Genomic DNA, 25,305 nt, shown 5'->3' on the forward strand with positions numbered 1-25,305 from the left:
CCGGTTCTGAAAGGCCCCCTCATGAAAGCAAGACTCCACATTACCCCGCTCCCCTATCAGGACGATCCGCTTGTCTATTTTGGGGCGCTGCGCCAACGCCCCGGAGCGGTCCTGCTCGACAGCGGCAAGCCCGCCGCACCGGGCGGTCGCTACGACATCATCAGCTGCGACCCCGTGTCGGTGCTCACCGTCGACGGCAAAGGAGTCATCCGTATCGACGGCGAAGTGCAGCAAGGCCATGACCCTTTCATGGCGCAGCAAACCTTGCTGGAGAGCCTGGCTCTCGAGGTGCCGTCCAGCGAGCTGCCCTTCCTCTGTGGTCTGATCGGCTACTGGGGCTACGACCTGGGCCGCTCTCTCGAGCCGGTAGGCAACTCGGCCCATGAGAGAGTCTCCCTTCCTGCCTGCCGTACGGGACTCTACGACTGGGCGCTGATTCAAGATCATCAGCGGAAAGAAAGCTGGCTGGTAGCGACGACCGAGAGGCGCATGCAGGTCATGGACTGGCTGCGCCATACCGCTGGCCCCACCTCGGCCTTCGGGCTGCTCGCCCCTTTCGAAGGCGAGATGGATCGCAGCGGTTATGCCAGACGGTTTGCTGCCGTACAGGAGTACATTCGGGCCGGCGACTGCTACCAGATCAATCTGGCACAGCGCTTCAGCGCACCGTACAGCGGCGATCTCTGGGACGCCTACCTGCGCCTGCGCCTGGCCACGCCCACCCCTTTTGCTGGCTACATGGCCTGGCCCTCAGAGCGAGGTGAGCAAGCTATCCTGTCCCTCTCCCCGAGCGTTTCCTGTTGTGCGAATCGGACGGCCACGTCGAGACACGCCCGATCAAGGGCACTCGTCCGCGGGGCAGCACGCCCGAAGAGGATTGGCAGCTGGCTATGGAGCTGATCTCGAGCCTCAAGGACCGCGCCGAAAACGTGATGATCGTCGATCTGCTGCGCAATGACTTGGGCCGCGTGTGCCGGCCAGGCAGTGTGCGGGTGCCGCAGCTGTGCGGCCTCGAGAGCTACGCCAACGTGCATCACTTGGTCAGCGTCGTGTGCGGCAGACTGGCGGCGGGAAAACGTCCGCTGGATTTGCTGGCAGCCGCCTTTCCCGGCGGCTCGATCACCGGTGCACCCAAGGTGCGAGCGATGCAGATCATCGACGAACTGGAACCGAGCCGCAGAAGCGTGTACTGCGGCAGCCTGGGCTTCGTCGACGTGCGCGGCAACATGGATACCTCCATCGCCATTCGCACCGCCGTGGCCGACGGGGAGCGCATCCATCTGTGGGGCGGCGGCGGGCTGGTGGCCGACTCCAATGTCGAGGCCGAATACGTCGAGACCCTGGACAAGATTCGCCATCTCATGCAGGCGCTGGCCAAGACAAAGCACCACCAGGAATAAGAAGAGCCCTTTTATCTTTCATTTGGCTATATTTATCCAATGAAACGATATTGGGGCCCTGTCAGCCGCCTTTGGTAGGGTATGGCCAACACGGTCAACGACTCTGGAGCCATCATGGCAGCACTCGATGCGATCAATCAGGAACTGGGCAGCGACCCCGATGGGCTGATTCGCTGGGCTCTGACGCAGGGCCAGCGCCCTATCGTCACCACCAACTTCCGCCCCTTCGAGGCGGTCATTCTGCATATGGTGACGCAACAGCGGCCCGACATTCCGGTGGTCTGGATGGATCACGGCTACAACACGGAGGCGACCTATCGCTTCGCCGACACGCTGGTCAAGCGGCTCAACCTCAACCTGGTTAGCTATATACCGCGGCGCACCCGCGCCCACCGTGAAGCGGTGGATGGCCCCATGCCGGGCATCGACGACCCGCGCCACGAGGCGTTCACGCGAGAGGTCAAGTTGGAACCGTTCGAGCGGGCGCTACGCGAAATGGCCCCGGACGTTTGGTTCACGGCGCTGCGCGCCGAGGACACCCCCGAACGTGCCCGCATGCAACCCGTCAGTCGCAACGCCGATGGGCTGCTCAAGGTCTCCCCTTTGCTGCACTGGAGCGCCAAGGGGCTCTACCAGTACCTGCAGCAGCACGACCTGCCCAACGAGTTCGATTATTTCGATCCCACCAAGGTGGAAGCGAAGCGCGAGTGCGGACTACACCTGCAGCACTGATTCCCTCCGCCCCTCTCTCCGACCAAGGCGGGCCAAGCGGCCCGCCTTGCGTCGTTGCTTTCAGCGCATCGGCAATTCGATACCGTCGAACAGTTCAGCCTCGTGGCGCGGTCCGGCAGCGAGCGCGGTGTCGACCAGATCGCGCTCGAGATGGCTGGCAAAGCCCTTGACGAAATCGTACATGTAGCCGCGCATGAAGGTGCCGCGGCGAATGCCTATCTTGGTCACGGAACTCTCGAACAGGTGTCCCGCCTCTAGCGCGACCAGATCGTCGTCGAGCATGGGATCGTAGGCCATGTGCGCCACGATGCCGACCCCCAGGCCGAGCCTGACATAGGTCTTGATCACGTCTGCATCGGCAGCGGTAAGCACCACGTTAGGAGTAAGCCCGCTGGCACGGAAGGCATCGTCGAGTTGGGAACGTCCGGTAAAGCCGAATACATAGGTCACGATCGGCTGCTCAGCCAGGCGCTCGAGGGTGAGTTCCCCTCCATCGGCCAGGGGATGCCCCCGCGGCACCAGTACGCAACGGTTCCAGCGATAGCACGGCAGCAATACCAGATCGGTGAACAGCTCCAGCGACTCGGTGCAAATGGCGAAGTCGGCCATGCCATCGCTGACCATCTGCGCAATTTGCTTGGGCGTGCCCTGCTGCATGTGCAAAGCGACATCCGGATACTTGCGTGTGAACTCACCGATCACCGGGGGCAGGGCGTAGCGAGCCTGGGTATGGGTGGTGGCAATCGACAAGCTTCCACGACGTTCGTCGCTATGCTCCTGTGCCACTTGCTTGATGTTATCGGTGAGCCGCAGCACCTGTCCGGCCAGCTCGACGATGGATTCGCCCGCTGGCGTGACGCGGGTGAGATGCTTGCCGCTGCGGGCGAAGATCTCCACCCCCAGCTCGTCCTCGAGCAAGCGAATCTGCTTGGAGATACCGGGCTGCGAAGTGAACAGGCTCTGGGCCGTTGCCGACACGTTGAGGTTATGGCGGGTCACTTCCCAGACGTAGCGCAGTTGCTGTAGTTTCATGATCGACTTGGCTCCCTTACGCCCGGCAAGACAGATGCATCGGTGATTAGACATCTCTGTCTAATCACCAAATAGCATAACGTCAAAAGAGTATTCCGGCCATGGGAGCGACACGCCCCAAGTCGAAAGCCTGCGGCCAATCATTAATGGGCGATGATCAAGGGCCGCTGGTGGGCTTGCCGAAGTAATCGCTAACCGGCTTGTCGACCGGTTTGTCGAGGCGCTCGGCGAATGCCTTGAGCCCCTCCACCAGCGGCGTCACCGCTCGCCACAGCTCATCGTCGTTGAGCATGCGGTAGGCACCGCTGACGCCAGGCGCATCGCCGCCCTCCTCGCCGGGCTGATACTGGCCAATCCGGTCCAGCGCCTCCCTGAGGGCAAACGTTACGCGATAGAAGCGCTCCGGCGGTATCTCCGATAGCATCATGCCAAGGATGGCCAGGTTCTGAATGGCGTTGAGAGTGGCCTCCTTGCCCAGGCCATCCATGACGACACTGGCAATCGAGGTATTGGCTCCCACCACGTCCTTGGCCAGGCGCAACACACCGTGTTCATGCAGCGTCTGCAACAGCTGCTCGAGTTCCTCGTGAGCATCGGGACCGATCCTGGGCGGCGTCACGTCATGCGAGATTCGTTCGGCCATTACATCTTCCTCGGGTTGGATTGCTGGGCGGGCGGCAGCGTGTAGTCTCCCCGCGCCCACTTCACCTCGACCTCGACGCCCGTCATCGGCGTCGGATGGCCAAAACGATAGTTGTGGGCGGGTAGCGGGGGATCGCCGCGCCTGTCGAGGACCTCCAGCTTGACGGCGGTTTCCTTGAAGGCCGGTGTCTGCACGTCGGGGTCGTTGTGCTCACCGGTCAGCAGGTTGACGCCAGGCTTGCCGAAATGGATGGGCATGAACAGCGTCTTGCCGCGCACACGGTCGGTGATCACCGCCGGAAACTCTAGGCTGTCGCGACGCGAGCTGATCCGCACCCAGGTGCCCTCCTCGATGCCGCGCTCGGCGGCGAGTTCGGGCTGACTTCGACGAAGCCGTGCGGAATCTGCTGCCAGATGCCCTCGGTACGACCGGTCTGGTTGGTGCCCTGGAACTGCTCACGCAGGCGGCCGTTATCGAGCAGCAGATCATATTCCTCGTCCGGAGCCTCCACGGGCGGCTGCCATTCCAGCGCATGCAGGTTGGCCCTGCCGTCCTCGTTGGCGAAGCCGTCGATATAAAGCAGCGGCGAGTCGGTGCCATCCTCGGCTACCGGCCACAGTTGCGACTTCCAACCCTCGAGCCGCTCATAGCTGACGCCGGCGAACATGGGCGCGATGCGGGCACACTCCGCCATGATCTCGGATGGATGGGTATAGCCCCAGTCGTGGCCCATGCGAGTGGCGACATCGGTAAGAATGCGCCAGTCGGGACGGCTATTGCCGAGTGGCTCCAGCACCTGATAGGAGCGCTGGATGCGCCGCTCGGTGTTCACGTAGGTGCCCTCCTGTTCCACGCTGGGGCAGGCGGGCAACACCACGTCGGCAAATTCAGCGGTGCGACTCAGAAAAATGTCCTGCACCACCATGAAGTCGAGCTTCTCGAAGGCCGTATGCACGTTGTGCGTATTGGAGTCCGAAAAGGCCGTCTCCTCACCGACGATGTACATAGCCTTGATTTCCCGCTCGTCGGCCGCCTGCACCATCAGAAAATTGCCGTAGCCCGGCTCATCGGAGAGCTCATCGGGTGAGATGCCCCAGCCTTCCGCCCAGCGCTTGCGCGCTTCATCGTCGGTGACGTGGCCATAGCCCGGATAGCGGTCGCGCAGGCAGCCGAAGTCGCTGGCCCCCTGCACGTTGTTGTGGCCGCGCATGGATAGCCGCCGGTACCCGGCTTGCCGTAGTTGCCGGTGACGAGCAGCAGGTTGGAAAGCGCCGTGCTGGCGTCCGAGCCGTGGCTGTGCTGAGTGATACCCATGGCCCACAACAGGCAGACACTCCTCGCCCTGCCGATGATTTCGGCGGCCTCGACGAGGTCCTGGCGCCCGATGCCCGTCTCGGCCTCGGCAAATTCCAGGGAGAAGGGAGCAAGCGAATCTCGGTACTCCTTCACACCGTTGACCCAGTGCTCGAGAAACTCGCGATCCGCCAGGTCGTGGTCGAACATGTAGCGCGACAGCGCCGAGGCCCAGACCAGATCGGTACCGGACTTCGGGCGCAGAAAGAGGTCCGCCCGCTCGGCCATCTCGTGCTTGCGCGGATCGATCACGATCAGCTTCTGCCCGCGCAGCTTCTGCGCCGCCTTGATGCGGGCAGCGATCACCGGGTGGTTCTCGGCAGTGTTGCTGCCAACGATCACTACCACCTCGGCCTGCTCAATGTCCTTTATGGAACCCGCGTCACCGCCATAACCAACGGTGCGGAACAACCCCTTGGTCGCGGGGTTCTGGCAGTAGCGCGACGAGTTGTCGACGTTGTTGGTACCGATGATGCGCCGAGCGATCTTCTGTACCAGATAGGCCTGCTCGTTGGTGCCCTTGCTCGAGCCGATGAAACCCAGGCTATCCGGACCGTGGGCGTCGCGCACCTCGAGCAGGCGGCGCGCGACCAGGTCGAGCGCCTCGTCCCAGCCCGCCTCGCGAAAGCGACCGTTGTCACGGATCAACGGCATGGTCAGGCGCTTCTCGCTATTGACGAAGTCCAGGCAAACTTGCCCTTGATGCAGGTAGAGATACCGTTGGCCGGCGCTTCAGGTACCGGCTGCACCTTCAGGATATGGCGATCGCGGGTCCACATCTCGAACGAGCAGCCAACACCACAGTATGTACACACCGTCTTGGTACGCTTGATCTCGGGCTGACGCAGATGCATGTCGATTTCCGAGAGCCCGGATACCGGCACTGCTCCCGTCGTCGTCTCGAGTTTCTTGACGATCTCGATCATCGGTCGCTTGAGCGACCAGGGCATGGCGGAGAACGGCCCCGCCTTACCGTTCATGCTGTTCTCCATCAGCGCATTGCAGGGGCAAACGGTGACACAGTGACCGCAGTGCACGCAGCTGGAGTCATTGATCTCCTTGCCGCCATCCCACAGTACGCGAGGATTGTCGCTTGAGAAGTCGATGGAGAGCGTCTCGTTGACCTCGACGTTCTGGCACGCCTCAACGCAGCGTCCACACAGGATGCACTGGTCGGGATCGTAGGTGTAGAAAGGGCTCGAGGTGTCCTTCTCGTGGGGCTTGCGCTGAAATTCGTAGCGCTGGATGGGGATCTGCATGTCCACCATGGTGTTGTGGAGCGTGCAATCGCCGTTGTTGTTCTCGCATACCGTACAGTAGAGTTCATGCTTGGCCAGCAGGCGGTCCATGCCCTCCTCGCGGGCAGCCCTGATATGCGCGCCGCGGGTATCGACCCTCAGGCCATCGGCACTCTTCAGCGTACAACCGCGCTTGAGTTCACCGTCGACCTCGACCCAGCAAGCATCGCACGTTTCGAGCGCACCCAGCGAAGGGTGATAGCAGACGTGCGGCAGGTCGATGCCTTGCTCCTTGAGGAAATCGACCAGCGGCTCGTCGGCCCGGCCCCGTAGGCGCTCACCATCGAGCACAATCGTGCAGTTCGTCGTCATGACCCGGCTCTCCCTATCGCGGCCCGGCGACAAGGTGTGCCCGTCTGGTTCGCCCCGACCTTCCTGTCACCGCTCGGATTTCCAAGCAGGCAGGTGGCGTCTCCTTCACGCGTCAACTGTCGATCAGGTCGCAACGGTAACCACTAGAGCACCAGGAGCCGAGCCATATCCGTATAACTTTCGCTCCGTGCTAGGCACGTTAGTCAACTTCTCCCGGCTTGTCTAAACTGCCGATCAATACTCGGTCATGGATGGCTCGGCGTTCTCTCGGCTGTCTCTATCTGGAACGAGGCTCGACGGAGACGCCATCGGCCATTTGCCAGACACCCGGCCGACCGCTAACATCTGCCGACCGGACATGCCCATGGCGTGTCACTCGATCCGCTCGATGTAGCGCAACGTAACTGGAGATTCACATGGCCAATAACGTCGATGTCACCAATGCCAACTTCGAGCAGGAAGTCCTGAAGGCGGAACAACCCGTGCTGCTCAAGTTCTGGGCCCCCTGGTGCGGCCCCTGCAAGGTCATGGCCCCGGTGATCGACGAGGTTGCCGAGGAGCGTACCGCCAGCCTCAAGGTCGTCAGCATCAACGTCGACGATGCCCCCGAGATCGCGGCCGAACAGGGCGTGCGTGGCGTGCCGACCGTCATGCTGTTCAAGTCTGGCTCCAAGGTCGCCTCACTGGTCGGCGCGCAGTCCAAGTCGCAATTGGTGCAGTTCATCGACCAGAACGTCTGACACGCCCCACCTTAGCGCTCTTCTCGCCCCGGCTCCTGCCGGGGCGATTGCGTTTCGGTGCGGGGAATCTCGGCCTCGTCACCACTCAAGGAAGCCTTTCCGCCCTCTTCCACCATCACCCTATCGGCCATGGGTCGCTTGCCCGGCCCCAGCAGGTAAGCGATCCAGCGCGTCTGCGGGTGGCTATCCAAGGCAATCTTCAGCGTCATGGTCAGCACCACCGAGAGCAGCATGCCAACCACTCCCAGCATCCAGCCCCACACCACCAGTGACAGGAAAGCGACGAAGGCCGACAACCCAAGGGCACGGCCCATCAAGCGCGGCTCGACCAGGTTGCCGAGCACGAAGTTGATGGCCAAATAAGCCATGGCCAGGCCAAAAGCCTGGAACAACCCGCCGTCCTGGGAGACCAGCAACAACAACACCGGCGGCAATGCCGCGATGGCGGAGCCGATATTGGGTATGTAATTGAGCGCGAAGGCTAGCACACCCCATAGCAGGGGGAAGTCCACCCCGGCCACCAGGCAGGCCAACCAGGCCATGAGACCGGTCAGCAGGCTAACGAACGTCTTGACCGCCAAGTAGCGCTTGAGGGTCTGGCTGAACTCCTGAAAACGCTGCAGGCTGGCCTCGGGGTGGTCGAGAGCATGGGCCACCTTGCGACGGAAATTGAGTGTCTCGAACAGCATGAAGATGACCAGCAGCGCCACCACAACGCTCTGCATCAACAGGTTGCCAAGCCCTCCCAGCAACGCCGTGAGCCAGCCGCCCTCGTCTTCGGGCTCGACCAGGCCGGCCAGCGTGTCAGGATTGATGGCCAGGCCCATGGCGGCCAGGCTGTCGAGTAGGTTGAGATAATGTTCGTAGAGACGTCCCTCGATGCCCGGCAACGCCTCGATGAAAGTGCCGAAGGCATTGACGACGAGCAGCCCCACCAGGGAGAGAAAGCCACCGATCACCAGCAGGGTCACGACTACCGCCAGGCGCAGGCCCAGGCCCAGACGATGGAGCCAGTTCACCGGAGAGGTGCAGATCACGGCGATGAACAACCCAAGCAGGATCGGGATGATCAGGTCAGCGCCAGCGCGAATACCGGCAACGATCACCACCAACGCCGCCAGCGCCAGCGTCAAGGTGAGCGGAAGACCGTATCGCACGTTGTCGTCGCGGTTAAGCATGCCATCTATCCCTGTCTGGCGTGTCCTGCTTATCATGAGCCCTACCGGGCGGGCGCACAAACTCGCCCGTTCCCGGCGGTAGTGCGGGCATCATACGACCCGAGGCCCCACTACCCATTTTTCTCATTGCCGCAAGGAGGCTTTCCCGATGCCCTCGATTCGCTTTCGCTACCTGCTGCTAGGTGGCTGGCTGACCGTCGTTCCGTTCATGGCAACCGCTACCCAAGCCGATGAGCCACGTGCCCGGCTGGACGTGCAGGCCGAAGCCCAGCTCGATGTGGTGCCGGATCGTGCGACGCTCAGTGCCCGGCTATGGGAGCGCACGCCGGCTGTGGCGCGCCACGACGACGATACCGATCCCGACGCTCTGCGCCAGGCTCGTGATCGGTTGGAGGAGCGCGCCGCCGCTCTGATCGGCGCGCTGGAGGAAGCCGGCGTGGAGCGCGACGACATCAGTGCCGGCTCGCTCAGCGTGCAGCCCGAGTACGTACCCGCTCCACGGCGTAGCGACACCGACCAGGAGATGCTGATGCGCACCCGACTCGAGCGGCCCTTTCAGGTCCGCGTCGACGATCTGGAGCGCCTGCCGCGCTTGCTCGACGCCTTGACCGCGGCCGGCGTCAATGCCATGGATGGAATCAGCTACGACCTCGCCGATCGCGATGCCGCCACCGACGAGGCACTGGTGATGGCTTTGGAGAAGGCCCGCCACAAGGCCGAGCTGATGGCGCGCACCATGAACGTCTCGCTGGGACCGGTAGCCTCTATCAGCGAGACGCGCTCTCCTATCTACATGCCGCGCATGATGGCAATGAGCGCTGACGCCCGGGAGAGTACCCAGCAGGCCGAGTACCGCCCCGGGACGATCGTCATCGAGGCGGGCGTCAGCGTCAGTTGGGAGATCGAGAATTGATAGTGGCAATGCCACCCAGATAGGGGCGCAGCGCCTCGGGCACGGTGATGGAGCCATCGGCATTCTGGTGGTTCTCCATCACTGCGATGAGGCAGCGTCCCACCGCCAGGCCCGAGCCGTTGAGGGTATGCAACAGCTGCGGCTTCTTCTGCTCGGGATGGCGGAAGCGCGCCTGCATGCGTCGCGCCTGAAAATCCTCGCAGTTGGAGACCGAAGAAATCTCGCGGTAGGTCTGCTGGCTTGGCAGCCACACTTCCAGATCGTAGGTCTTGGCCGCGCCAAAGCCCATGTCACCGGTACATAGCGTGACCACCCGGTAGGGCAACTCGAGCGCCTGCAGAATCGCCTCGGCGTGTCCGCGCATCTCTTCGAGCGCCTCATAGCTCTTCTCGGGCTCGACCAGTTGCACCATCTCGACCTTGTCGAACTGGTGCTGGCGGATCATGCCACGGGTGTCGCGACCGTGGGAACCCGCCTCGCTGCGGAAGCACGGCGTGTGCGCCGTGAGCTTGAGCGGCAGCATCTTATGCTCGAGGATCTCGTCGCGGGCGAAGTTGGTCAGCGGCACTTCGGCGGTAGGGATGAGATGAAAGCTGCGCTCGTCGTCCAGCCGAAACAGATCCTCGCCGAACTTGGGTAACTGGCCGGTACCGAACAGCGAGGCCTCGTTGACCATGTAGGGAACGTAGCACTCCTCGTAGCCGTGCTCGAGGGTCTGCTTGTCGAGCATGAACTGGGTCAGCGCCCGGTGCAGGCGGGCGATCTGGCCACGCATCACGGCAAAGCGCGAACCGGTCAGCTTGGCCGCCAGTTCGAAGTCCAGCTCTCCCTTGAGCCCGCCCAGGTCGACATGGTCGCGCACTTCGAAGTCATATTCGCGCGGCGTACCCCAGCGGTGCAGCTCGACGTTGTCCTCCTCACTCTCGCCTGCCGGCACGCTGTCGTGGGGCAGGTTGGGAATGCCACTGACCAGGGCATCCCACTCCTCCTGAACTTCCGCTAGCTGCCGCTTGGCGGCATCGAGGCGGTCGCCGAGGTCACTCACCTCGTCGAGCAGCGGCTGGATGTCCTCGCCGGATGCCTTGGCCTTGCCGATCGCCTTGGAGCGGGTATTGCGCTCGTTCTGCAGGGACTCGGTCTCGGTCTGCAAGTCACGACGCCGGGACTCCAGCGCCTCGAGCCGTTCGGTATCGAGGGTAAAGCCACGTTTGGCCAGTCGTTGGGCAACCGTATCGAGGTCGCTGCGCAGCAGTTTGGGATCGAGCATGGAATCCGGTCCGTAACAGTCGGTGAATCGGAAAATCGAGCCGTCCATTGTAGGCAAAAGGCCGTGAGGGCGCCACGCGCTCACGGCCCCCTCATGCAGGCTGCCCAGTTTTCGCTCGTTGGCTTTGCCAATGTGCGGTGACGTCCTATCATCATCTGCCAGACCAATGCCTAGAGACGAGATGCCAGCCACTCGATACCGCTTGCCGCAGCCCAAACCGCGGCAGGCGCTGCCGACCCAGCCTCGCCAGCGCATCCTGCGGATGCGCGTCACTGCCTCTCGCGGTAAAGTAGCGTCACTCCTTGCCGTCTCGCCTAACGGGCGGCATCAAACGACCGAATACGACTAGCCATGATCGCAAGACTGGACATCGCCGACGCTCCTGTCATCGAGGGCCTCGGCGCTCACTACCTGCGTTTTCTCGAGGCGCTGAAAGACTCGGGCTTCGAGGGCGAGATTGCCCCGGACTATGCCGACCGCACGGTGCTGGCCACCGACAACTCGATCTACCAGCGCCTGCCCCAGGCGGCACTGTTCCCGCGCCACGCCGAGGATCTCGAACGCATCGCCCGGCTCGCCGCCGAGCCCAAGCATCGCCAGGTGGTGCTCACGCCCCGCGGCGGCGGCACCGGTACCAACGGCCAGTCGCTCACCGATGGCCTGGTGGTGGATGTCTCCCGCCATATGAACCGGATACTGGAGATCGACGTCGAGCAGCGCCGGGTGCGCGTGCAGGCCGGCGTGGTCAAGGATCAGCTCAACGCGGCATTGAAGCCTCATGGGCTGTTCTTCGCCCCAGACCTCTCCACCTCCAATCGCGCCACCATCGGCGGCATGATCTCCACCGATGCCAGCGGCCAGGGCAGCTGCGAGTATGGCAAGACCCGCAATCATGTAATCGAGCTCGACACCGTGCTACTTGGCGGCGAGCGGCTGCTCAGTCGCCCGGTGGACGACGCCGAGCTGGAGACGCTGTGTCACCACAGCGGCGTGATCGGCGACGCTTACCGTACCGCCCGCGAGATCATCGACACCCAGCGCGAGCTGATCGAGGCCAAGTTTCCGCCGCTCAACCGCTGCCTGACCGGCTACGATCTGGCGCATCTCAGGGACGCACAAGGACGTCTCGACCTCAACAGCCTGCTGTGTGGCTCCGAGGGTTCACTCGGGTTCCTCAACGAGGCCGTGCTCAACGTGCTGCCGATCCCCAAGCACTCGACCCTGGTCAACGTGCGCTATGCCGGCTTCATGGACGCCCTGCGCGACGCCAAGGCACTGATGGCTTCCGCCGCCAGACCCACCTCCATCGAGACGGTGGACGACAGGGTACTGCTGCTGGCCATGGAGGACTTCGTCTGGGACAGCGTGGCGGAGTTCTTCCCCAGCGAGGCGTCTGCCACCGCTGCCGTGGGCGATACCGCCACAGCCGAACGGCAGGCGGTGGCCATACGCGGCATCAACCTGATCGAGTTCAACGACGACGATCCCGAGCGGCTCGCCGAGCGGGTGGCTGCCTTCGGTCGTCATCTGGAAACGGATGAGAGCGTACCTCGCCTTGGCTACACCCTGGCCCAGGGGCGCGCCCAGATCCAGCAGGTCTACGGCATGCGCAAGCGCGCCGTGGGTCTGCTGGGCAATGCCAAGGTCGACGAGAAGGGCGAGAAGCGGCCGATCCCCTTCGTCGAGGACACCGCCGTACCGCCGGAGCAGCTGGCCGACTTCATCGCCGAATTCCGCGCCGCGCTGGACGCCCGCGGGCTCAGCTACGGCATGTTCGGCCATGTCGATGCCGGCGTGCTGCACGTGCGCCCCGCCATCGACATGAAGGATCCGGAACAGGAGCGGCTGATCCGCGAGGTTTCCGACGAAGTGGCCGAGCTGACCCACAAGTACGGCGGCCTGCTGTGGGGCGAGCATGGCAAGGGGGTGCGTTCCGAGTATGCCCCCAAGTTCTTCGGCGAACTCTACCCCAGCCTGCAGCGGGTCAAGGCCGCCTTCGACCCACACAATCAGCTGAATCCCGGCAAGATTGCCACGCCTGCCGAAGCCGAGGCCGGAACACCCGTACAGTTGGTCGACCCGGGCCTGCTGACCATTGACGGCGTGCCCACCCGCGGCCAGCTCGACCGCCAGATCGACGAGCGCGCCTGGCAGGCCCACGCCGCCACGGTGTACTGCAACGGCAACGGCGCCTGCTACAACTACGACCCCGACGACGCCATGTGTCCCTCGTGGAAGGCGACACGCGATCGCATCCACTCGCCCAAGGGCCGCGCCAGCCTCGTCCGCGAGTGGCTGCGCCTACAGGGCAATGCCGGGATCGACCTGGTGGAAGAGGCGCGCCAACAGCGCCACGAAGGCGCCTGGGGCTTTTTCAAGCGCCTGCCGGCTCGGGTGCGTAACACCTGGCGCCGCCGGGAAGAGGCCGACTTCTCCCATGAAGTCTACGACGCCATGGCGGGATGCCTGGCTTGCAAGTCCTGCGCCGGCCAGTGCCCGATCAAGGTCAACGTACCAGACTCGCGCTCGCAGTTCCTCGAGGTCTACCATGGCCGCTACCTGCGCCCGGTGCGGGACTACCTGATCGGCGGCATGGAGTTCTTCGTGCCCTATCTCGCCCACGCCGCGCCGTTGTACAACGCCGCGCTGAAGCAACGCCTGGTGGACCGGCTGCTGTCGCAGCACATCGGCTTGGTCGACAGCCCACGCCTCTCTCGCGCACGGCTGACCAAGCAGCTGCGCACCTGGGGCGTCGCCGAGGCTACACCGACCTCATTGGGCCTGCTCAGCGAGGCGCAGAAAGCCAGGAGCGTGGTCATCGTGCAGGATGCCTTCACCAGCCACTTCGAGGCAGAACTGGTGATGGACATCGTCGAGCTGCTCTCGCGCCTGGACATCAAGGTGTTCGTCGCCCCCTACTCAGCCAACGGCAAGCCGCTGCACGTGCAGGGCTTCCTTGGCGCATTCGAGCGCACGGCAGCGAAACAGGCCCGACGGCTGCGCGCCCTGGCCGAGTTCGGCGTGCCGCTGGTGGGCATCGACCCGGCCATGACCCTCACCTACCGCCAGGAGTACGTGAAAGCGCTGGGGCCCGATGCCGTGCCCGAGGTGCTGATGCTGCAGGAGTGGCTGGTGGCTCAGGGCAAGCGCCTGGTGCCGCCGGCCCTGGCCCGGGAGCTCGAGAAACTCGACGACCCGAGCTTCCGGCTGCTCTCCCACTGCACCGAGAAGACCAACGCCCCGGGTAGCCCCAAGGCGTGGCAGCAGGTATTCGCCGCCTTCGGCTTCGAGCTCGAACTCGTCGCCACCGGCTGCTGCGGGATGTCCGGTACCTACGGCCACGAGGCGCGCAACCTCGAGACTTCGAGGACCATCTACGCCCAGTCGTGGCAGCCAGTGGTCGAGGATGAGGCCAACCGGAGCCGCCTGCTGGCCACCGGCTACTCCTGCCGCAGCCAGGCCAGCCGCCTCTCCGGCCAGGCTCTGCCGCACCCGCTGCAGGGGCTGCTCAGCCACCTGCGTCAGCTAAGCTGGTAAACGAGCAAGGCTGGCGGGATACCCGCCAGCCTTGCTGGCCAAACAAGTCATACCAGCAGGAAAAACAAGCTGGAGAGCAGGAGGCCGGATGTCCCGCACCCTGATCCTCATCGGCCTGTGTATCATCGTCATCGGCCTATTCTGGCCATGGCTCTCCAAGCTGCCGCTCGGTCAACTGCCGGGCGACATCACCATTCGCCGCGAGAACTTCTCGTTCTACTTCCCGATCACCACCATGATCCTGCTGAGCCTGCTCATTAGTGGGTTATTGTGGCTGTTCAACCGCTGAAGCATTTTCTTCAGCGGTACGTCTAACTGGCAGCCATAGGGTGAAAGTCGTGCCCTCCCCAGGCCGGCTGTCGACCTCGATTCGGCCCCCGTGCTTCTGCACGATGCCATAGGAGAGCGACAAGCCGAGGCCGGTCCCCTGCCCAACCGGCTTGGTGGTAAAGAAGGGATCGAAGATCCGCGACTGCAACTCGTCTGGAATTCCCGCGCCGTCATCGGCGAAGGTGAGCCAAACCTGATCGCCCTCACAGCCGGTTCGAAGGGTAATGGTGCCGTGTTCTTCGATCGCCTGGGCCGCATTGACCAGCAGGTTGAGGAATACCTGGTTGAGCTGGGCTGGTACACACTCGACGGCAGGCAATTGGCCATACTCTCGCACTACCGTGGCTTTGTACTTGATCTCGTTGGCCACCACGTTGAGTGTACTCTCAAGCCCCTGGTGGAGGTCGGCAAACTGCCAATCGGTGGCACCGGTACGGGAGAAGTCGCGCAGATCCTGAACGATGCGCCGTACCCGGGACGTGCCATCGATCGACTCAGCAATCAGTGCACCAACATCTTCTCGCAAATAGCCCAGTTCGAGCTCTATCTTGAGCTGCGCGATCTGCCCAGCAGCCTCGGCCGTCAATGACGGCTCGACCGCTTCGTAGGCATCGATCAGGCGCAGCAGATCATTGATGTGCCGACGCAGGGTGTTGAGGTTGGAATTGACGAAGCCAATGGGATTGTTGATCTCATGGGCAACGCCCGCGGCAAGCTGGCCGATCGAAGCCAGCTTCTCCGACTGGAGCAGTTGATTATGAGCTTCCTCCAGCTTACCGATGAGGACTCGCTGCTCCTCCTTCTCGCGCTCCAGGGCCACGAGGGCTTCGCGCCGTTCGCGAATCTCCCGCGCCATGTCCTCCTGAGCCTGCTGCAAGGCGCGGTTGATCTGCTCGTTCTCGCGCAGCGCCGCCTCCAGTTCCCTGGTTCGAGCCCGTACCTGGTCTTCCAGCATCACTGCGGTCTGGAAGAGACTGAAACCCGAGCCTCGCACGCTGGTGCTGCGTTCGGCTCGGTCCATCAAGGCCTGCACCATCTTGCGCAGTTGTTCGGCCTCAAGCTGTCGCTGCGGCACCGGCCGGGGTGCTACAGCTCGCGGCGCTTGCTGTTTGTGTCGATCATGCAAACTCCAACCGCTTACCAACCCACTCATTTTACTGCGGATGCAATCGCCAATGGCGATACCGGTCAGTGTCTGGTTCATGTGCACACCGCCGTATTGTTCGCCATAAGTACTGAAGCCAACCGCGTTGTAGCGATCAAGAACCGCCTCTACCGCCGCCTTGGTATTCTTCTGCGTGACCTCCAGGTTGCGCAGTATGCAATCGCAAGAGAGAACCAACTGAGGCAAGCCGAGTTCCTCGCACAGCTGCGTCATGGTTGCCTCCAGGTCAGAGACCAAGTCCATGCCCTGGGCCACACGCAGGACCAGCCCCTCATCGATGGCGCTGTAAAAGGTCAAGCTACCGTCTGGCCCGGCTTTTTGTATCGAGCGAACGTAGTCGGTGCCATCGATCAGTACGACCACCGGTGCAGCAGCAAAATGGTGCGGCTCGAGCGCTTCCACGGTGACGCCTATCAGCTCGGCATAGGCCTGGGCAGCAGGTATGCCGTTGATCTCGTAGACGACCCGCTGTTCCGCATCGGCCCGGGTGACGACCAAGCGCTCCTCCAGCGAGAGGAAATGCTGCGTCTTGAACTGGCGGAACGGAAAATCAGTACTCAACAAGGTCAGTACGGCACTGTCGTGGTGGAAGGCACCGTCATGGAATACCCAGGTTTGATCAAAGCACAGGTCATCGCCGGCCGAGCCGCCCACCAGCACGATATCCCCCAGCGCCGTCTGCAGCGTTCGTGCTACCTGCTCTTCACGCACGGACAGGCCATCGATGAGGAGAAAACCGAAGCTATGGCCGCCGCTCGGCTTTGCCGCCCGCGCATCGAGGCGTTGCAGGAGAGAGTCGGTAAAGGTCTGGCCACGCGCGATGCTGAATTGCTGAAGGTCATCCAACCGTCCGGTGACCGCCGTACAGCTGCCAGCCGGGAAGCTGACACCAGTGAGCGTGTGGTCGAGGTAACCCAGGGGACCGATTTCACCGGCGGTAGTGCACCCCACCACCGGTATGTCACCGAACAGGCGATTCATCTCGTCAGCCAGCGCTGCCAGATCATAGTGACTGGAACAGAAGAACAGCACCAGCTCGGTATCGGGCTGGATCACCTCCTGATGAAACTCCCGTACGGCAGTGCAGGCATCCTCAGCGCGGGTTTGCATGCTGCGAATCCGGCTCATGGCGGCTCCCCCTCGTGGGTCGTCCTTATTGTTATCGGCCACAGCCGCTGAAGATTGAGCCTCTAGTCGTTGACCATGCTTTAAATATTCTTAGATGATCCGCCCCGGGGTACGCCTCGACACCCAGGCATGAATCAACCCAGCCTGAAAGAATTGTACTGGCGACTCGAAGCCACCTGACTCGATGATTGACGCCACTCTACTCGGCGGAAGCACTCCAACGTCATTGGCGTAAGCCTTACGCATGCGCTCAACTCCCTCGGGCGAAATGTCTGCCCGCGCCATCATGTTCATCCAGAGGCGAAGCAACACCTCATATTCAGGGGATCCTATATCCGAAGACAAATCAGAACTCGCAAGAAGCCCTCCTGGCCTGAGCCTCTTCGCTATTTCCAGAAAAAACTCAGAGCGCGCCTGTTGATCGAGAATGAATTGAGAGACCAGAAAGCAGGTCGCCGCATCGAACTCTGCAACATCGGCAAGTGATTCAAGATAGCCTTCGTGAAAGTGGCAGCGCATCTCGAATCCATCCTTTTCGGCCAGTTGCCGACAGATTTCGAGCATTGCGCCGGATGGCTCTACCGCGGTAAACCGCCAGCCAGGGTTGTTGTGAGCAAGGTGAGCCAGCTCCGCTCCCGTTCCGACCCCGACACAGAGAATGTGCGAATCTGAGGGAAGCTCGACAAACGCCGACTCCAGTAGAAAGTGAAGACAGTTTCGAATCGGCAACGTCTTTTCCCACTGCGTATCGTAGCCTGCAGCCTGTTGATCGAATAATGCCTTGATTTCGTCTTGTTTCATTAGCTCTTCCCTGCTCGCTTTCCACCCAATGCAAAGCATAGCGGCGGCCCACCGTGGACGCTTTTCATTATCTGAAATTTTCAGTTGTCTACCGCAATATACCACTTGGGCCTTATGCGTCCAAAATCCCTTCGAACATTGGTTCTCAAGGCTTTTTTGAATCCAGCACCACAGCGCCGCTTTCATCTCTGAAAAAAACCACCCAATGCCAGAATGGGCTGCCTTTTTCCATACGCCATTTAATGGCCATGAGAGCCTTGTCTGGAAGCAGCTCCCATGTCTCAAATGGCGTTTCCTTGGGAGCAAGCGAAATACTAAACTCCCTTAACAGTTTCCGCACATACTCAGTCTCGGACCACAAGGCCGTGTCTTCGGCGTAAATACCTATAGCGTTAGCTTTCTGCTTTGCCTCAGCATATGTAACGCCAGCAATAACGGCGCTCGCAGCAATGCCACAACCGGATATTTCTTCTTGAATGACTGGTTCCATTTCCCTATCGACCGACAGACTTGATCAGCCATTACCCTCCATCGACCTCTTGGAGTCAAGGAGGAATGACAACCGCAACACATAGCCCGCTAGCGCACGTCAACGCAATCCACAGCCATGACGGCCCACGCTACGCTGTGCGGCGATGCACCAAGTCTGCTGAGGGATTCGATAGAAAAAATATATCGGTTAGACGGCAAACGAACTCCTAGGCTGATGTGGGCACGCTTCGCTTGGCTTAGTTAGGTACACGCCAGCGACGAACGAAAACGCGAACAAGAACAAGGAGCCAACGATGTCTCCCTCTTCCCTGCAACGTTTCGTCCTGACCGTTTCCGCCACAGGCCTTCTCGGCGCCGCCTCTCTCGCCGCGCTGGGAGACGAGCACGAACCCGCCTGGGCCCAAGGCCGTTCGGCCGACATGGCCGACTCACCCCTCTCGCCCCACGCCACTCCGCTGACGACCACTCCGCGAGAGGAGATCCCCCTCGACCACCTGCGCATGCCGGATGGGTTCAATGCCGAGATCTGGGCGCACGGTATGCCGGGCGCACGCATGATGGCACTCGGGACGAAGGCACGCTGTTCATCGGCACCCGCGGTATCGGGCGTGTCTATGCGGTGCGCGACAACGGCGACGAGCGGGAACACGTCATTGTCGCCGAGGGCCTGACCCAGCCCAACGGCGTCGCCTTCAAGGATGGCAGTCTCTACGTGGCGGCCATTAACCGCATCTTCCGCTACGACGATATCGAGTCGCATCTGGCCAATGGTGATGACATTCCCGAGCCTGAGGAACTGACCGATGCCTTCGGCCTGCCCGATGACGAGCACCACGGCTGGAAGTTTCTGGCCTTCGGTCCCGATGGGCGACTCTACGTTCCGGTCGGAGCACCCTGCAACGGCTGCGAGGTCGATCCCGACACCCATGCCACCATCCACAGCTTCGAGCCGGACGGCAGCGACATGCGGGTCGAGGCACGTGGTGTACGCAACAGCGTTGGCTTCGATTTTCATCCCGAAACCGACGAGCTATGGTTCACCGACAACAATCAGGACTGGATCGGCGAGCACGGTCCCGGCGACGAGCTCAATCGCCTCGGCGAGCCGGGCGAGCACTTCGGCTTTCCCGTGTGCCACAGCGTGGGCATGATCGACCCCGAACTTGGCAGTGCCGATGCCTGCGATGACAAGACGCTCCCTGCCGCGGTCACCGATCCGCACAGCGCTCCGCTGGGCATGCGTTTCTACACCGGTGAGATGTTCCCCGAGGAGTACCGCAACGCCATCTTCATCGCCCGCCGTGGCTCCTGGAACCGCACGTTGAGCGTGGGTTACGACGTACTGGTGGCCAAGCTCTCCGAGGACGGGAGGCGTGCCGATCTGTCGCCCTTCATGGTCGGCCTGCTGGACCCACGCGAGAACGCCTTCTCTGGACGGCCGGTGGATGTGCTGCAGATGCCGGACGGCGCGCTGCTGGTCTCCGACGAGCAGAACGGCGCGATCTATCGTATCAGCTACGAGACCCCAAGCTACATGGAGTGAAGCCATGCCCCGTTATGGACGCACGTCGCCATGGCGGCGTGCCCCTGCCATCGTTGTGGTAGGGGTCGCTCTAGCGGCACTGCCGGCCTGGGGGGAGGAAGGGCCGGCAGCGGGCCTGCCGCTGGAGGAGCAAGTCACGATATGTGCCAGTTGCCATGGCGAGGACGGCAATTCCAGCACGTCGGGCGTTCCGTCGCTCGCCGGTCAGCCGCCTCTCGCCATCGTCAATCAACTGATCTATTTTCGCGAACGCTTGAGGCGGGATGAGATCATGACGCCCCAGGCCCAAGGGCTTTCAGACGCTGAGATCCAGGCCTTGGCGGCTTACTACGCCGAGCGTCCCGTGAAGACACCCGAGACCGAACCGGAGCCGGAACTGATGGAGCGAGGGCGCGTGCTGGCGCGTCAGCATCGCTGCGCCAGCTGTCATCGCTCCGACTTTTCCGGACAGGAGCAGATGCCTCGCCTGGCACATCAGCGCGAGGACTATCTCGCTCAGGCCATGCTGGCCTATCGAGAGCGCAGCCGTGGCGGCCCGGATACCACCATGATCGATATCATGCGCGGCATCGACGAGGAGGAAATCAATGCCCTGGCACACTTCCTCGCTCACTATGGGCCTGTCGAGGAGTAATTCACGCAGCGCTCAGTAGAACAGCCGCCGCAGCGCTTCGCCCGGCTCCTGCTCGCGCATGAAAGCTTCGCCGACCAGGAAGCCATGCACGTCGTGCTCGCGCATGCGCAGCACGTCGGCCTGGGTATGGATGCCGGATTCCGTCACCACGGTCACCTCGGCGGGAATCCGCGGCAGCAGCTCCAGGGTAGTTTCCAGGCGAGTCTCAAAGGTGTGCAGGTTGCGGTTGTTGATGCCCACCAGGCCGATGCCGAGCTTGAGCGCGCGCTCGAGTTCCAGCGCGTCATGCACCTCGACCAGCACGTCCATACCCAGCGCCGTTGCCTGCTGGTAGAGGTCGGCCATCTGGGTGTCGTCCAGTGCGGCGACGATCAGCAAAATGCAATCGGCACCGATGGCGCGTGCCTCGCTGACCTGATAGCCGTGCACGATGAAGTCCTTGCGGATGACCGGTAGATCGCACGCCTCGCGGGCCGCGATGAGGAAGTCCTCGTGTCCCTGGAAGAAGTCAGCGTCGGTCAGCACCGAGAGGCAGGCGGCACCACCGGCGGCGTAACTCGCGGCGATCTCGGCGGGGCGGAAGTCTTCGCGAATGATGCCCTTGGAGGGCGAGGCCTTCTTGATCTCGGCAATCACCGCCGGGTCGCCCTCGGCGATGCGCCGGTCCAGGGCGGCGATGAAACCGCGCGGGGCGCTCTGGCGCTGGGCCAGCTCCAGCAGCTCGGCTTCGGACACGGCGCGGCTGCGCTCGGCCACTTCTTCGTCCTTGCGGGCCAGGATGCGGGTGAGAATGGTCGGGGCGTCCTTGGTTGGGCTCATGGTACTGTCTCGGTGCAGGCGGCGCAGGCCGCGGGTGATGCCGGAAAGCGTTCCATCTTACCTAGCCCCGGCTCGACATGGAAAGTCACAGCGCCCAAAGTCGGCGCGTAGCCTCCTTCTCACCCAGCTCGAATACCAGCACAACATGGCGCCAACACTCCGGCCCATGCCAGAATCCGCCCATGGACACGTCTCCTTCCTTTATCGGCCCCTTTACCAGCGACTGGCCCTGGGATTCACCCCTGCCGGATATCCGTCTGGTCGCGACTCGCTTCGACTCTGCTCTTTTCGATGAGCAGGCAGGCGCAGCTCCCCCTTCAGACTGTCATGGCGTCACCCTTCCGTCCCGCCTGCATGGAGCCATTGCCAAGCGGCGGGCAGAGTATGTCGCCGGACGCCTTTGCGCCCAGCGTGCACTGTGGCTGCTGGACGGTCGGGATGCCTGCCCGGGCATGAACGATGATCGCTCCCCCCGCTGGCCCGTGGATTGCGTTGGCGCCCTCACCCATAACGACGGCTGGGCCGCGGCCCTGGTCGCCCACCGGCAGGCCTATCTAGGGCTCGGGCTGGACGCCGAGCGGCTGCTTGGCACCGAGGAGGCCCAGCGACTGGCCAGAAGAGTGCTTGCACCGGGGGAGGCAACTCGACTGGAGCAGTTGGACCCGTCGAACGTAGGGCTAATGGTCGGCGCGACTTTTTCCCTCAAGGAAAGCTTGTTCAAGGCCCTCTACCCTCTGGTGGGCCGCATGTTTCACTTTCAGTCCGCCGAGCTGGTGGCCTGGCACGGCATCGGCTCCGTACGCTTGCGCCTGCTGGAGGACTTGGGCAAAGGTTGGATGGCTGGCCGGGAGGTGACAGGCATGGTCTGCCTGGACAACGGCAGGATTCTGAGTCTGGTGGCACTACCAGCCACTGGTGCGGGAGCGGGACACAGGACATCCGCCTGAGAGCCACCCATCGCTGCTGATCCGAACGGAGGACACCACGATGGGGCCGTAACGAGAAGGGGGCGCCGCATGGCGCCCCGGTCATTAGGAAATCAGTACGCGGGTGAAGTCCGCCAGTTCCTTCATTTTCTCCAGCGGCAGCTTGGAGGCCTGGGCGTCCTGGGCCATCATCACGCCCTCTTTCAGGGTGTCGGCGATCCCCGCGCAGTAGAGCGCCGCACCGGCATTGAGGGAGACGATATCAGCCCCCGGCCCCTCGCCCACCAGCGCCTCGCGCACCAGGCGCAAGCTATCCTCCGAGCTGACTACCTTGAGCGGGGCCAGCTCCTGGCGCTCGATGCCGAAGTCCTCGGGAGCGATGGTGTAGCGGCGAATCTCGCCGTCCTTGAGTTCGGCCACCTGAGTGGGAACGGCCAGGGATATCTCGTCCAAGCCATCCTCGGCATGCACCACCATGACGTGACGACTGCCGAGCTGACGCAACACCTCGGCCATCAGCGGCACCAGTTCGGCAGCGTACACACCCAACACCTGGTTAGGCGCGCCTGCGGGGTTGGTCAGGGGCCGAGAATGTTGAACAGGGTGCGTACGCCCATCTCGCGGCGCGGGCCGATGGCGAAGCGCATGGCGGGGTGATGGTTGGGGGCGAACATGAAGCCGACCCCCACCTGTTCGATACAGCGCGCGACCTGTTCCGGCTTGAGGTCCAGATGGATGCCGGCCATGTCGAACAGGTCGGCGCTGCCGGAAGAGGATGAGACGCTACGGTTGCCGTGCTTGGCCACGTGGGCGCCGGCCGCAGCGGCAACGAAGCTCGAAGCGGTCGAGACGTTGAACAGGTTGGCACCATCACCGCCGGTACCGACGATGTCCACCACGTTCTCGGCAACCAAATGCACCCGCTTCATCAGTTCGCGCATGACCTGGGCGGCGGCACCGATCTCCTCGGCGGTCTCCCCCTTCATGGCCAAGCCAACTAACAGGCCACCGATTTGAGCATCGGTGGCCTCTCCGGTCATGATCTGCTGCATTACCGAGTGGGTTTCATCGAAACTCAGGTTCTCGTGGCGCATCACCGCGGCAATGGCGTCTCGCATCTGCATGGACAGGAACTCCTCTTTCTTGCGGTTCAGCGGCGCTTCAGGAAATTGGCCAGCAGCTCGTGCCCCTGACGGGTCAGGATCGATTCCGGATGGAACTGCACGCCCTCGATGTCCAGCTCGCGGTGACGCAGGCCCATGATCAAGCCAGGCGTCACGTCGTCCTCATCGGTCCAAGCGGTAACCTCAAGGCAACTGGGCAGGGTTTCGGCTTCCACCACCAGGGAGTGGTAACGGGTGACCTCCAGCGGGTGCTCGAGGCCGGCGAAGACGCCCTGGCCGGTATGGCGAATCCGCGAGGTCTTGCCATGCATCACCTGGGGCGCACGCACCACCTTGCCGCCATAGACCTGACCGATGGCCTGATGTCCCAGGCAGATGCCGAGAATTGGCAGGCGACCGGCAAAATGCTCAATGGCGGAAAGTGAAATGCCCGCCTCGTTGGGGGTGCAAGGTCCCGGCGAGATCACCAGGTGGCTCGGCGCCAGCGCTTCGATCTGCTCCAGCGTGATGGCATCGTTGCGATAAGTCGCCACTTCAGCACCCAGTTCCCCCAAATACTGCACCACATTGAAGGTGAAGCTGTCATAGTTATCGATCATCAGCACGGACATGGCGTAAGGTCCCGTTCAATCTTTGCAATGTTCATAAGGCTCGGCCAGCCGTGCAGGGCCTGCTTCGGACACAAAAAAGCCGCCCCGACGGCGGCATTTTCTTCAATCGTCAGCGTGCCGCCCCTCGCTCAGGAGCGCCACCACTGGATCATGTTCGGCATGTGGGCGTTTGCGTTCATGACGCAATAGTGCCGTCGTGGCGGCCGGGCTGTCAACGCAAGATGGCGGCAAGCCGTACCGTGAGCGAACCGGCATGCGCGAATGGGAAGCGACGCCCGTCACTGCTGGCCAGTGTTCTTCCCAATCTCTATCATCGGGGCACATGCGCTACCGCAAAAAGGAGATTGACGATGCGCTATACCCGCCGAGCCTGTTTCTGGCTGGCCTTGCCTCTCGCTGCCATGGTTGGCGACGTCACGGCTGCAACAGCCAATCCCAAAGTTGTCGCCAGTTTTTCCCTACTTGGCGATCTGGTCAATCAGGTTGGCGGTAACGATATCGAACTGGTTGTCTTGACCCCTGCCGGGGCCGAAGTGCACGAATGGGAGCTGACCCCGGATAACTTCATTGCCCTGGAAGATGTCGATGTCGTCTTCTACAACGGTTACCAGCTCGAGCAGTGGATGCGCCAGGTCTACGCCACCGTAGGCAACCGGGCCCCACTGATACCGGTTGCCGAAGCCACGGAATACCCGACACAGCCGATCGTCACCGGGGAATATACTGGCGAACCCGACCCCACCTATGGATGGACCCACGCGCGGTAGCAGAGTACATGCAAGTGATCGCCGATCACCTGGCTGAACTCCATCCCCAGGCCGCCGACAACTTCCAGGCAAGAGCCGATGCCGCCAAGGAGAAGCTGGCAGCACTGCATGAGGAAGTGGGGAAATCCTGGTGCAGATTCCCGAGGAGCAGCGGACCCTGATCACCACCGAGGCCGCCTTTGTCTACTTCGCCGAGGCCTACGGCTTTCGCCATGATGGCGTTTGGGGCAACAATGCCGAGACCGAAGGCTCACCCCAGCAGGTCATGCGCATCGTCGACCTGATCGACGAGACCCGACCCGGCGCCCTGTTCTGGGAAAGTACCCTGTCGGACCGCTACATTCGCAGCATCGCTACCGATACCGGCATACCGGTTGCCGGTCCGCTCTACGTCGACTCGCTCAGCGAGTCCGGCGGCGAGGCCTCCAACTACGTGGCCATGATGCGCCACAATGCCAACCTGATCCGCAACGCCCTGATCCAGGAAGAGAGCGAAGAGAGTGCAGAGGATGTCGAGCAGGAAACGGAAGGCAGCAGCGTGAGCGAGTAAGTACTCGCCT

Annotated in this window: 23 protein-coding genes and 3 pseudogenes; 12 read left to right on the plus strand and 14 right to left on the minus strand. The window is 62.5% G+C overall.

Annotated features, from left to right (window positions below):
* The first annotated feature begins 21 nt into the window (after positions 1-21).
* Together pabB and EKK97_RS16050 are read left to right on the plus strand one after the other, a co-directional pair.
* Positions 22-1,400 (plus strand): annotated as a pseudogene (pabB, locus tag EKK97_RS16045) (aminodeoxychorismate synthase component I).
* Positions 1,401-1,514: 114 nt separating this feature from the next.
* Positions 1,515-2,132: a phosphoadenosine phosphosulfate reductase domain-containing protein gene (locus EKK97_RS16050; protein WP_267964226.1), complete on the plus strand. Its 618-nt coding sequence runs from the start codon at positions 1,515-1,517 to the stop codon at positions 2,130-2,132.
* Positions 2,133-2,192: 60 nt separating this feature from the next.
* Here the strand turns inward: EKK97_RS16050 and cysB are convergent, their stop codons facing one another.
* The 6 genes from cysB to EKK97_RS24890 all read right to left on the minus strand — a co-directional run bounded on the left by cysB (position 2,193) and on the right by EKK97_RS24890 (position 6,770).
* A complete protein-coding gene (cysB, locus tag EKK97_RS16055; protein WP_159553390.1) occupies positions 2,193-3,164 on the minus strand; it encodes an HTH-type transcriptional regulator CysB in 972 nt (323 codons plus the stop codon).
* Positions 3,165-3,321: 157 nt separating this feature from the next.
* Positions 3,322-3,807, minus strand: coding sequence for a helical membrane plugin domain-containing protein (locus EKK97_RS16060; protein WP_159553392.1), 486 nt, complete (start codon positions 3,805-3,807; stop codon positions 3,322-3,324).
* Positions 3,807-4,142, minus strand: coding sequence for a molybdopterin dinucleotide binding domain-containing protein (locus EKK97_RS24875; RefSeq protein ID WP_236551243.1), 336 nt, complete (start codon positions 4,140-4,142; stop codon positions 3,807-3,809). The genes EKK97_RS16060 and EKK97_RS24875 overlap by 1 nt, the downstream gene beginning before the upstream one ends.
* Positions 4,112-4,897, minus strand: a complete 786-nt coding sequence (locus tag EKK97_RS24880; RefSeq protein WP_422673575.1) for a molybdopterin oxidoreductase family protein — start codon at positions 4,895-4,897, stop codon at positions 4,112-4,114. Before EKK97_RS24880 ends, EKK97_RS24875 begins: the two co-directional genes overlap by 31 nt.
* Entirely contained in the window at positions 4,849-5,814 is a 966-nt protein-coding gene (locus EKK97_RS24885; RefSeq protein WP_422672737.1) for a molybdopterin-dependent oxidoreductase, read from the minus strand. The genes EKK97_RS24880 and EKK97_RS24885 overlap by 49 nt, the downstream gene beginning before the upstream one ends.
* Before the next feature lie 2 nt (positions 5,815-5,816).
* Positions 5,817-6,770 (minus strand): 2Fe-2S iron-sulfur cluster-binding protein, encoded by a 954-nt coding sequence (locus EKK97_RS24890; RefSeq protein ID WP_236551245.1) that lies wholly within the window; start codon positions 6,768-6,770, stop codon positions 5,817-5,819.
* A 416-nt stretch (positions 6,771-7,186) separates the two neighbouring features.
* On the opposite strand from EKK97_RS24890, the gene trxA reads away from it, so the two are divergent.
* Positions 7,187-7,510 carry a thioredoxin gene (gene trxA, locus EKK97_RS16070; protein ID WP_159553394.1) on the plus strand — a complete coding sequence of 108 codons (324 nt, stop codon included), beginning with the start codon at positions 7,187-7,189 and terminating at the stop codon, positions 7,508-7,510.
* Between the two features lie 11 nt (positions 7,511-7,521).
* Here trxA and EKK97_RS16075 read toward each other — a convergent pair whose 3' ends face one another.
* On the minus strand, positions 7,522-8,688 hold the full coding sequence (locus tag EKK97_RS16075) for an AI-2E family transporter (RefSeq protein ID WP_159553396.1): 1,167 nt from the start codon (positions 8,686-8,688) through the stop codon (positions 7,522-7,524).
* A 148-nt stretch (positions 8,689-8,836) separates the two neighbouring features.
* Between EKK97_RS16075 and EKK97_RS16080 the strand changes: the two genes are divergently transcribed.
* On the plus strand, positions 8,837-9,601 hold the full coding sequence (locus tag EKK97_RS16080; RefSeq protein WP_159553398.1) for an SIMPL domain-containing protein: 765 nt from the start codon (positions 8,837-8,839) through the stop codon (positions 9,599-9,601).
* Here the strand turns inward: EKK97_RS16080 and serS are convergent.
* A complete protein-coding gene (serS, locus tag EKK97_RS16085; protein WP_159553400.1) occupies positions 9,579-10,868 on the minus strand; it encodes a serine--tRNA ligase in 1,290 nt (429 codons plus the stop codon). The genes EKK97_RS16080 and serS overlap by 23 nt on opposite strands.
* A 351-nt stretch (positions 10,869-11,219) precedes the next feature.
* On the opposite strand from serS, the gene ydiJ reads away from it, so the two are divergent.
* Both ydiJ and EKK97_RS16095 read left to right on the plus strand, forming a co-directional pair.
* On the plus strand, positions 11,220-14,405 hold the full coding sequence (gene ydiJ / locus EKK97_RS16090; protein ID WP_159553402.1) for a D-2-hydroxyglutarate dehydrogenase YdiJ: 3,186 nt from the start codon (positions 11,220-11,222) through the stop codon (positions 14,403-14,405).
* An 88-nt stretch (positions 14,406-14,493) separates the two neighbouring features.
* Entirely contained in the window at positions 14,494-14,694 is a 201-nt protein-coding gene (locus tag EKK97_RS16095) for a DUF2905 domain-containing protein (RefSeq protein WP_159553404.1), read from the plus strand.
* Here the strand turns inward: EKK97_RS16095 and nosP are convergent.
* From nosP to EKK97_RS16115, 3 genes are all read right to left on the minus strand, one after another.
* Positions 14,671-17,028, minus strand: a complete 2,358-nt coding sequence (nosP, locus tag EKK97_RS24895) for a nitric oxide-sensing protein NosP (RefSeq protein ID WP_340162879.1) — start codon at positions 17,026-17,028, stop codon at positions 14,671-14,673. The genes EKK97_RS16095 and nosP overlap by 24 nt on opposite strands.
* A gap of 90 nt (positions 17,029-17,118) precedes the next feature.
* A complete protein-coding gene (locus tag EKK97_RS16110) occupies positions 17,119-17,829 on the minus strand; it encodes a class I SAM-dependent methyltransferase (protein ID WP_159553406.1) in 711 nt (236 codons plus the stop codon).
* Positions 17,830-17,974: 145 nt separating this feature from the next.
* Complete coding sequence (locus EKK97_RS16115; protein ID WP_340162880.1) at positions 17,975-18,319, minus strand: hypothetical protein; 345 nt, start codon at positions 18,317-18,319, stop codon at positions 17,975-17,977.
* Between the two features lie 295 nt (positions 18,320-18,614).
* Between EKK97_RS16115 and EKK97_RS23905 the strand changes: the two genes are divergently transcribed.
* Genes EKK97_RS23905 through EKK97_RS16125 form a run of 3 tightly spaced genes read left to right on the plus strand, consistent with a single transcriptional unit; the run spans position 18,615 to position 20,498 of the window.
* Positions 18,615-18,992, plus strand: coding sequence for a hypothetical protein (locus tag EKK97_RS23905; protein WP_201296904.1), 378 nt, complete (start codon positions 18,615-18,617; stop codon positions 18,990-18,992).
* Positions 18,941-19,864 carry a PQQ-dependent sugar dehydrogenase gene (locus EKK97_RS16120; protein ID WP_201296905.1) on the plus strand — a complete coding sequence of 308 codons (924 nt, stop codon included), beginning with the start codon at positions 18,941-18,943 and terminating at the stop codon, positions 19,862-19,864. The genes EKK97_RS23905 and EKK97_RS16120 overlap by 52 nt, the downstream gene beginning before the upstream one ends.
* A 4-nt stretch (positions 19,865-19,868) precedes the next feature.
* Complete coding sequence (locus EKK97_RS16125) at positions 19,869-20,498, plus strand: c-type cytochrome (protein WP_159553408.1); 630 nt, start codon at positions 19,869-19,871, stop codon at positions 20,496-20,498.
* Positions 20,499-20,510: 12 nt separating this feature from the next.
* On the opposite strand, the gene trpC is transcribed toward EKK97_RS16125, so the two are convergent.
* Positions 20,511-21,317 carry an indole-3-glycerol phosphate synthase TrpC gene (trpC, locus tag EKK97_RS16130; RefSeq protein WP_159553410.1) on the minus strand — a complete coding sequence of 269 codons (807 nt, stop codon included), beginning with the start codon at positions 21,315-21,317 and terminating at the stop codon, positions 20,511-20,513.
* A 182-nt stretch (positions 21,318-21,499) separates the two neighbouring features.
* Here trpC and EKK97_RS16135 point away from each other — a divergent pair, with 182 nt between their 5' ends.
* Positions 21,500-22,264, plus strand: a complete 765-nt coding sequence (locus tag EKK97_RS16135) for a 4'-phosphopantetheinyl transferase family protein (protein WP_159553412.1) — start codon at positions 21,500-21,502, stop codon at positions 22,262-22,264.
* Positions 22,265-22,348: 84 nt separating this feature from the next.
* Here the strand turns inward: EKK97_RS16135 and trpD are convergent.
* A pseudogene (gene trpD, locus EKK97_RS16140) lies at positions 22,349-23,367 on the minus strand (anthranilate phosphoribosyltransferase).
* 26 nt (positions 23,368-23,393) lie between these two features.
* On the minus strand, positions 23,394-23,978 hold the full coding sequence (locus EKK97_RS16145) for an anthranilate synthase component II (protein WP_159553414.1): 585 nt from the start codon (positions 23,976-23,978) through the stop codon (positions 23,394-23,396).
* A 350-nt stretch (positions 23,979-24,328) separates the two neighbouring features.
* On the opposite strand from EKK97_RS16145, the gene EKK97_RS26155 reads away from it, so the two are divergent.
* Together EKK97_RS26155 and EKK97_RS26160 are read left to right on the plus strand one after the other, a co-directional pair.
* Complete coding sequence (locus tag EKK97_RS26155; protein ID WP_422672744.1) at positions 24,329-24,745, plus strand: metal ABC transporter solute-binding protein, Zn/Mn family; 417 nt, start codon at positions 24,329-24,331, stop codon at positions 24,743-24,745.
* A pseudogene (locus EKK97_RS26160) lies at positions 24,727-25,295 on the plus strand (metal ABC transporter solute-binding protein, Zn/Mn family). The gene EKK97_RS26155 and the pseudogene EKK97_RS26160 overlap by 19 nt, the downstream one beginning before the upstream one ends.
* Positions 25,296-25,305: the final 10 nt, after the last annotated feature.

The organism is Billgrantia tianxiuensis (genome assembly GCF_009834345.1).
GTDB lineage: Bacteria > Pseudomonadota > Gammaproteobacteria > Pseudomonadales > Halomonadaceae > Halomonas > Halomonas tianxiuensis.

What these genes read in the sequence shown, in the direction of transcription:
- EKK97_RS16050 (WP_267964226.1), top strand. Translation starts at nt 1,515, where the DNA reads ATGGCAGCACTCGATGCGATCAATCAGGAACTGGGCAGCGACCCCGAT.
- cysB (WP_159553390.1), bottom strand. Translation starts at nt 3,164, where the DNA reads ATGAAACTACAGCAACTGCGCTACGTCTGGGAAGTGACCCGCCATAAC.
- EKK97_RS16060 (WP_159553392.1), bottom strand. Translation starts at nt 3,807, where the DNA reads ATGGCCGAACGAATCTCGCATGACGTGACGCCGCCCAGGATCGGTCCC.
- EKK97_RS24885 (WP_422672737.1), bottom strand. Translation starts at nt 5,814, where the DNA reads ATGCCGTTGATCCGTGACAACGGTCGCTTTCGCGAGGCGGGCTGGGAC.
- EKK97_RS24890 (WP_236551245.1), bottom strand. Translation starts at nt 6,770, where the DNA reads ATGACGACGAACTGCACGATTGTGCTCGATGGTGAGCGCCTACGGGGC.
- trxA (WP_159553394.1), top strand. Translation starts at nt 7,187, where the DNA reads ATGGCCAATAACGTCGATGTCACCAATGCCAACTTCGAGCAGGAAGTC.
- EKK97_RS16075 (WP_159553396.1), bottom strand. Translation starts at nt 8,688, where the DNA reads ATGCTTAACCGCGACGACAACGTGCGATACGGTCTTCCGCTCACCTTG.
- EKK97_RS16080 (WP_159553398.1), top strand. Translation starts at nt 8,837, where the DNA reads ATGCCCTCGATTCGCTTTCGCTACCTGCTGCTAGGTGGCTGGCTGACC.
- serS (WP_159553400.1), bottom strand. Translation starts at nt 10,868, where the DNA reads ATGCTCGATCCCAAACTGCTGCGCAGCGACCTCGATACGGTTGCCCAA.
- ydiJ (WP_159553402.1), top strand. Translation starts at nt 11,220, where the DNA reads ATGATCGCAAGACTGGACATCGCCGACGCTCCTGTCATCGAGGGCCTC.
- EKK97_RS16095 (WP_159553404.1), top strand. Translation starts at nt 14,494, where the DNA reads ATGTCCCGCACCCTGATCCTCATCGGCCTGTGTATCATCGTCATCGGC.
- nosP (WP_340162879.1), bottom strand. Translation starts at nt 17,028, where the DNA reads ATGAGCCGGATTCGCAGCATGCAAACCCGCGCTGAGGATGCCTGCACT.
- EKK97_RS16110 (WP_159553406.1), bottom strand. Translation starts at nt 17,829, where the DNA reads ATGAAACAAGACGAAATCAAGGCATTATTCGATCAACAGGCTGCAGGC.
- EKK97_RS16115 (WP_340162880.1), bottom strand. Translation starts at nt 18,319, where the DNA reads ATGGAACCAGTCATTCAAGAAGAAATATCCGGTTGTGGCATTGCTGCG.
- EKK97_RS23905 (WP_201296904.1), top strand. Translation starts at nt 18,615, where the DNA reads ATGTCTCCCTCTTCCCTGCAACGTTTCGTCCTGACCGTTTCCGCCACA.
- EKK97_RS16125 (WP_159553408.1), top strand. Translation starts at nt 19,869, where the DNA reads ATGCCCCGTTATGGACGCACGTCGCCATGGCGGCGTGCCCCTGCCATC.
- trpC (WP_159553410.1), bottom strand. Translation starts at nt 21,317, where the DNA reads ATGAGCCCAACCAAGGACGCCCCGACCATTCTCACCCGCATCCTGGCC.
- EKK97_RS16135 (WP_159553412.1), top strand. Translation starts at nt 21,500, where the DNA reads ATGGACACGTCTCCTTCCTTTATCGGCCCCTTTACCAGCGACTGGCCC.
- EKK97_RS16145 (WP_159553414.1), bottom strand. Translation starts at nt 23,978, where the DNA reads ATGTCCGTGCTGATGATCGATAACTATGACAGCTTCACCTTCAATGTG.
- EKK97_RS26155 (WP_422672744.1), top strand. Translation starts at nt 24,329, where the DNA reads ATGCGCTATACCCGCCGAGCCTGTTTCTGGCTGGCCTTGCCTCTCGCT.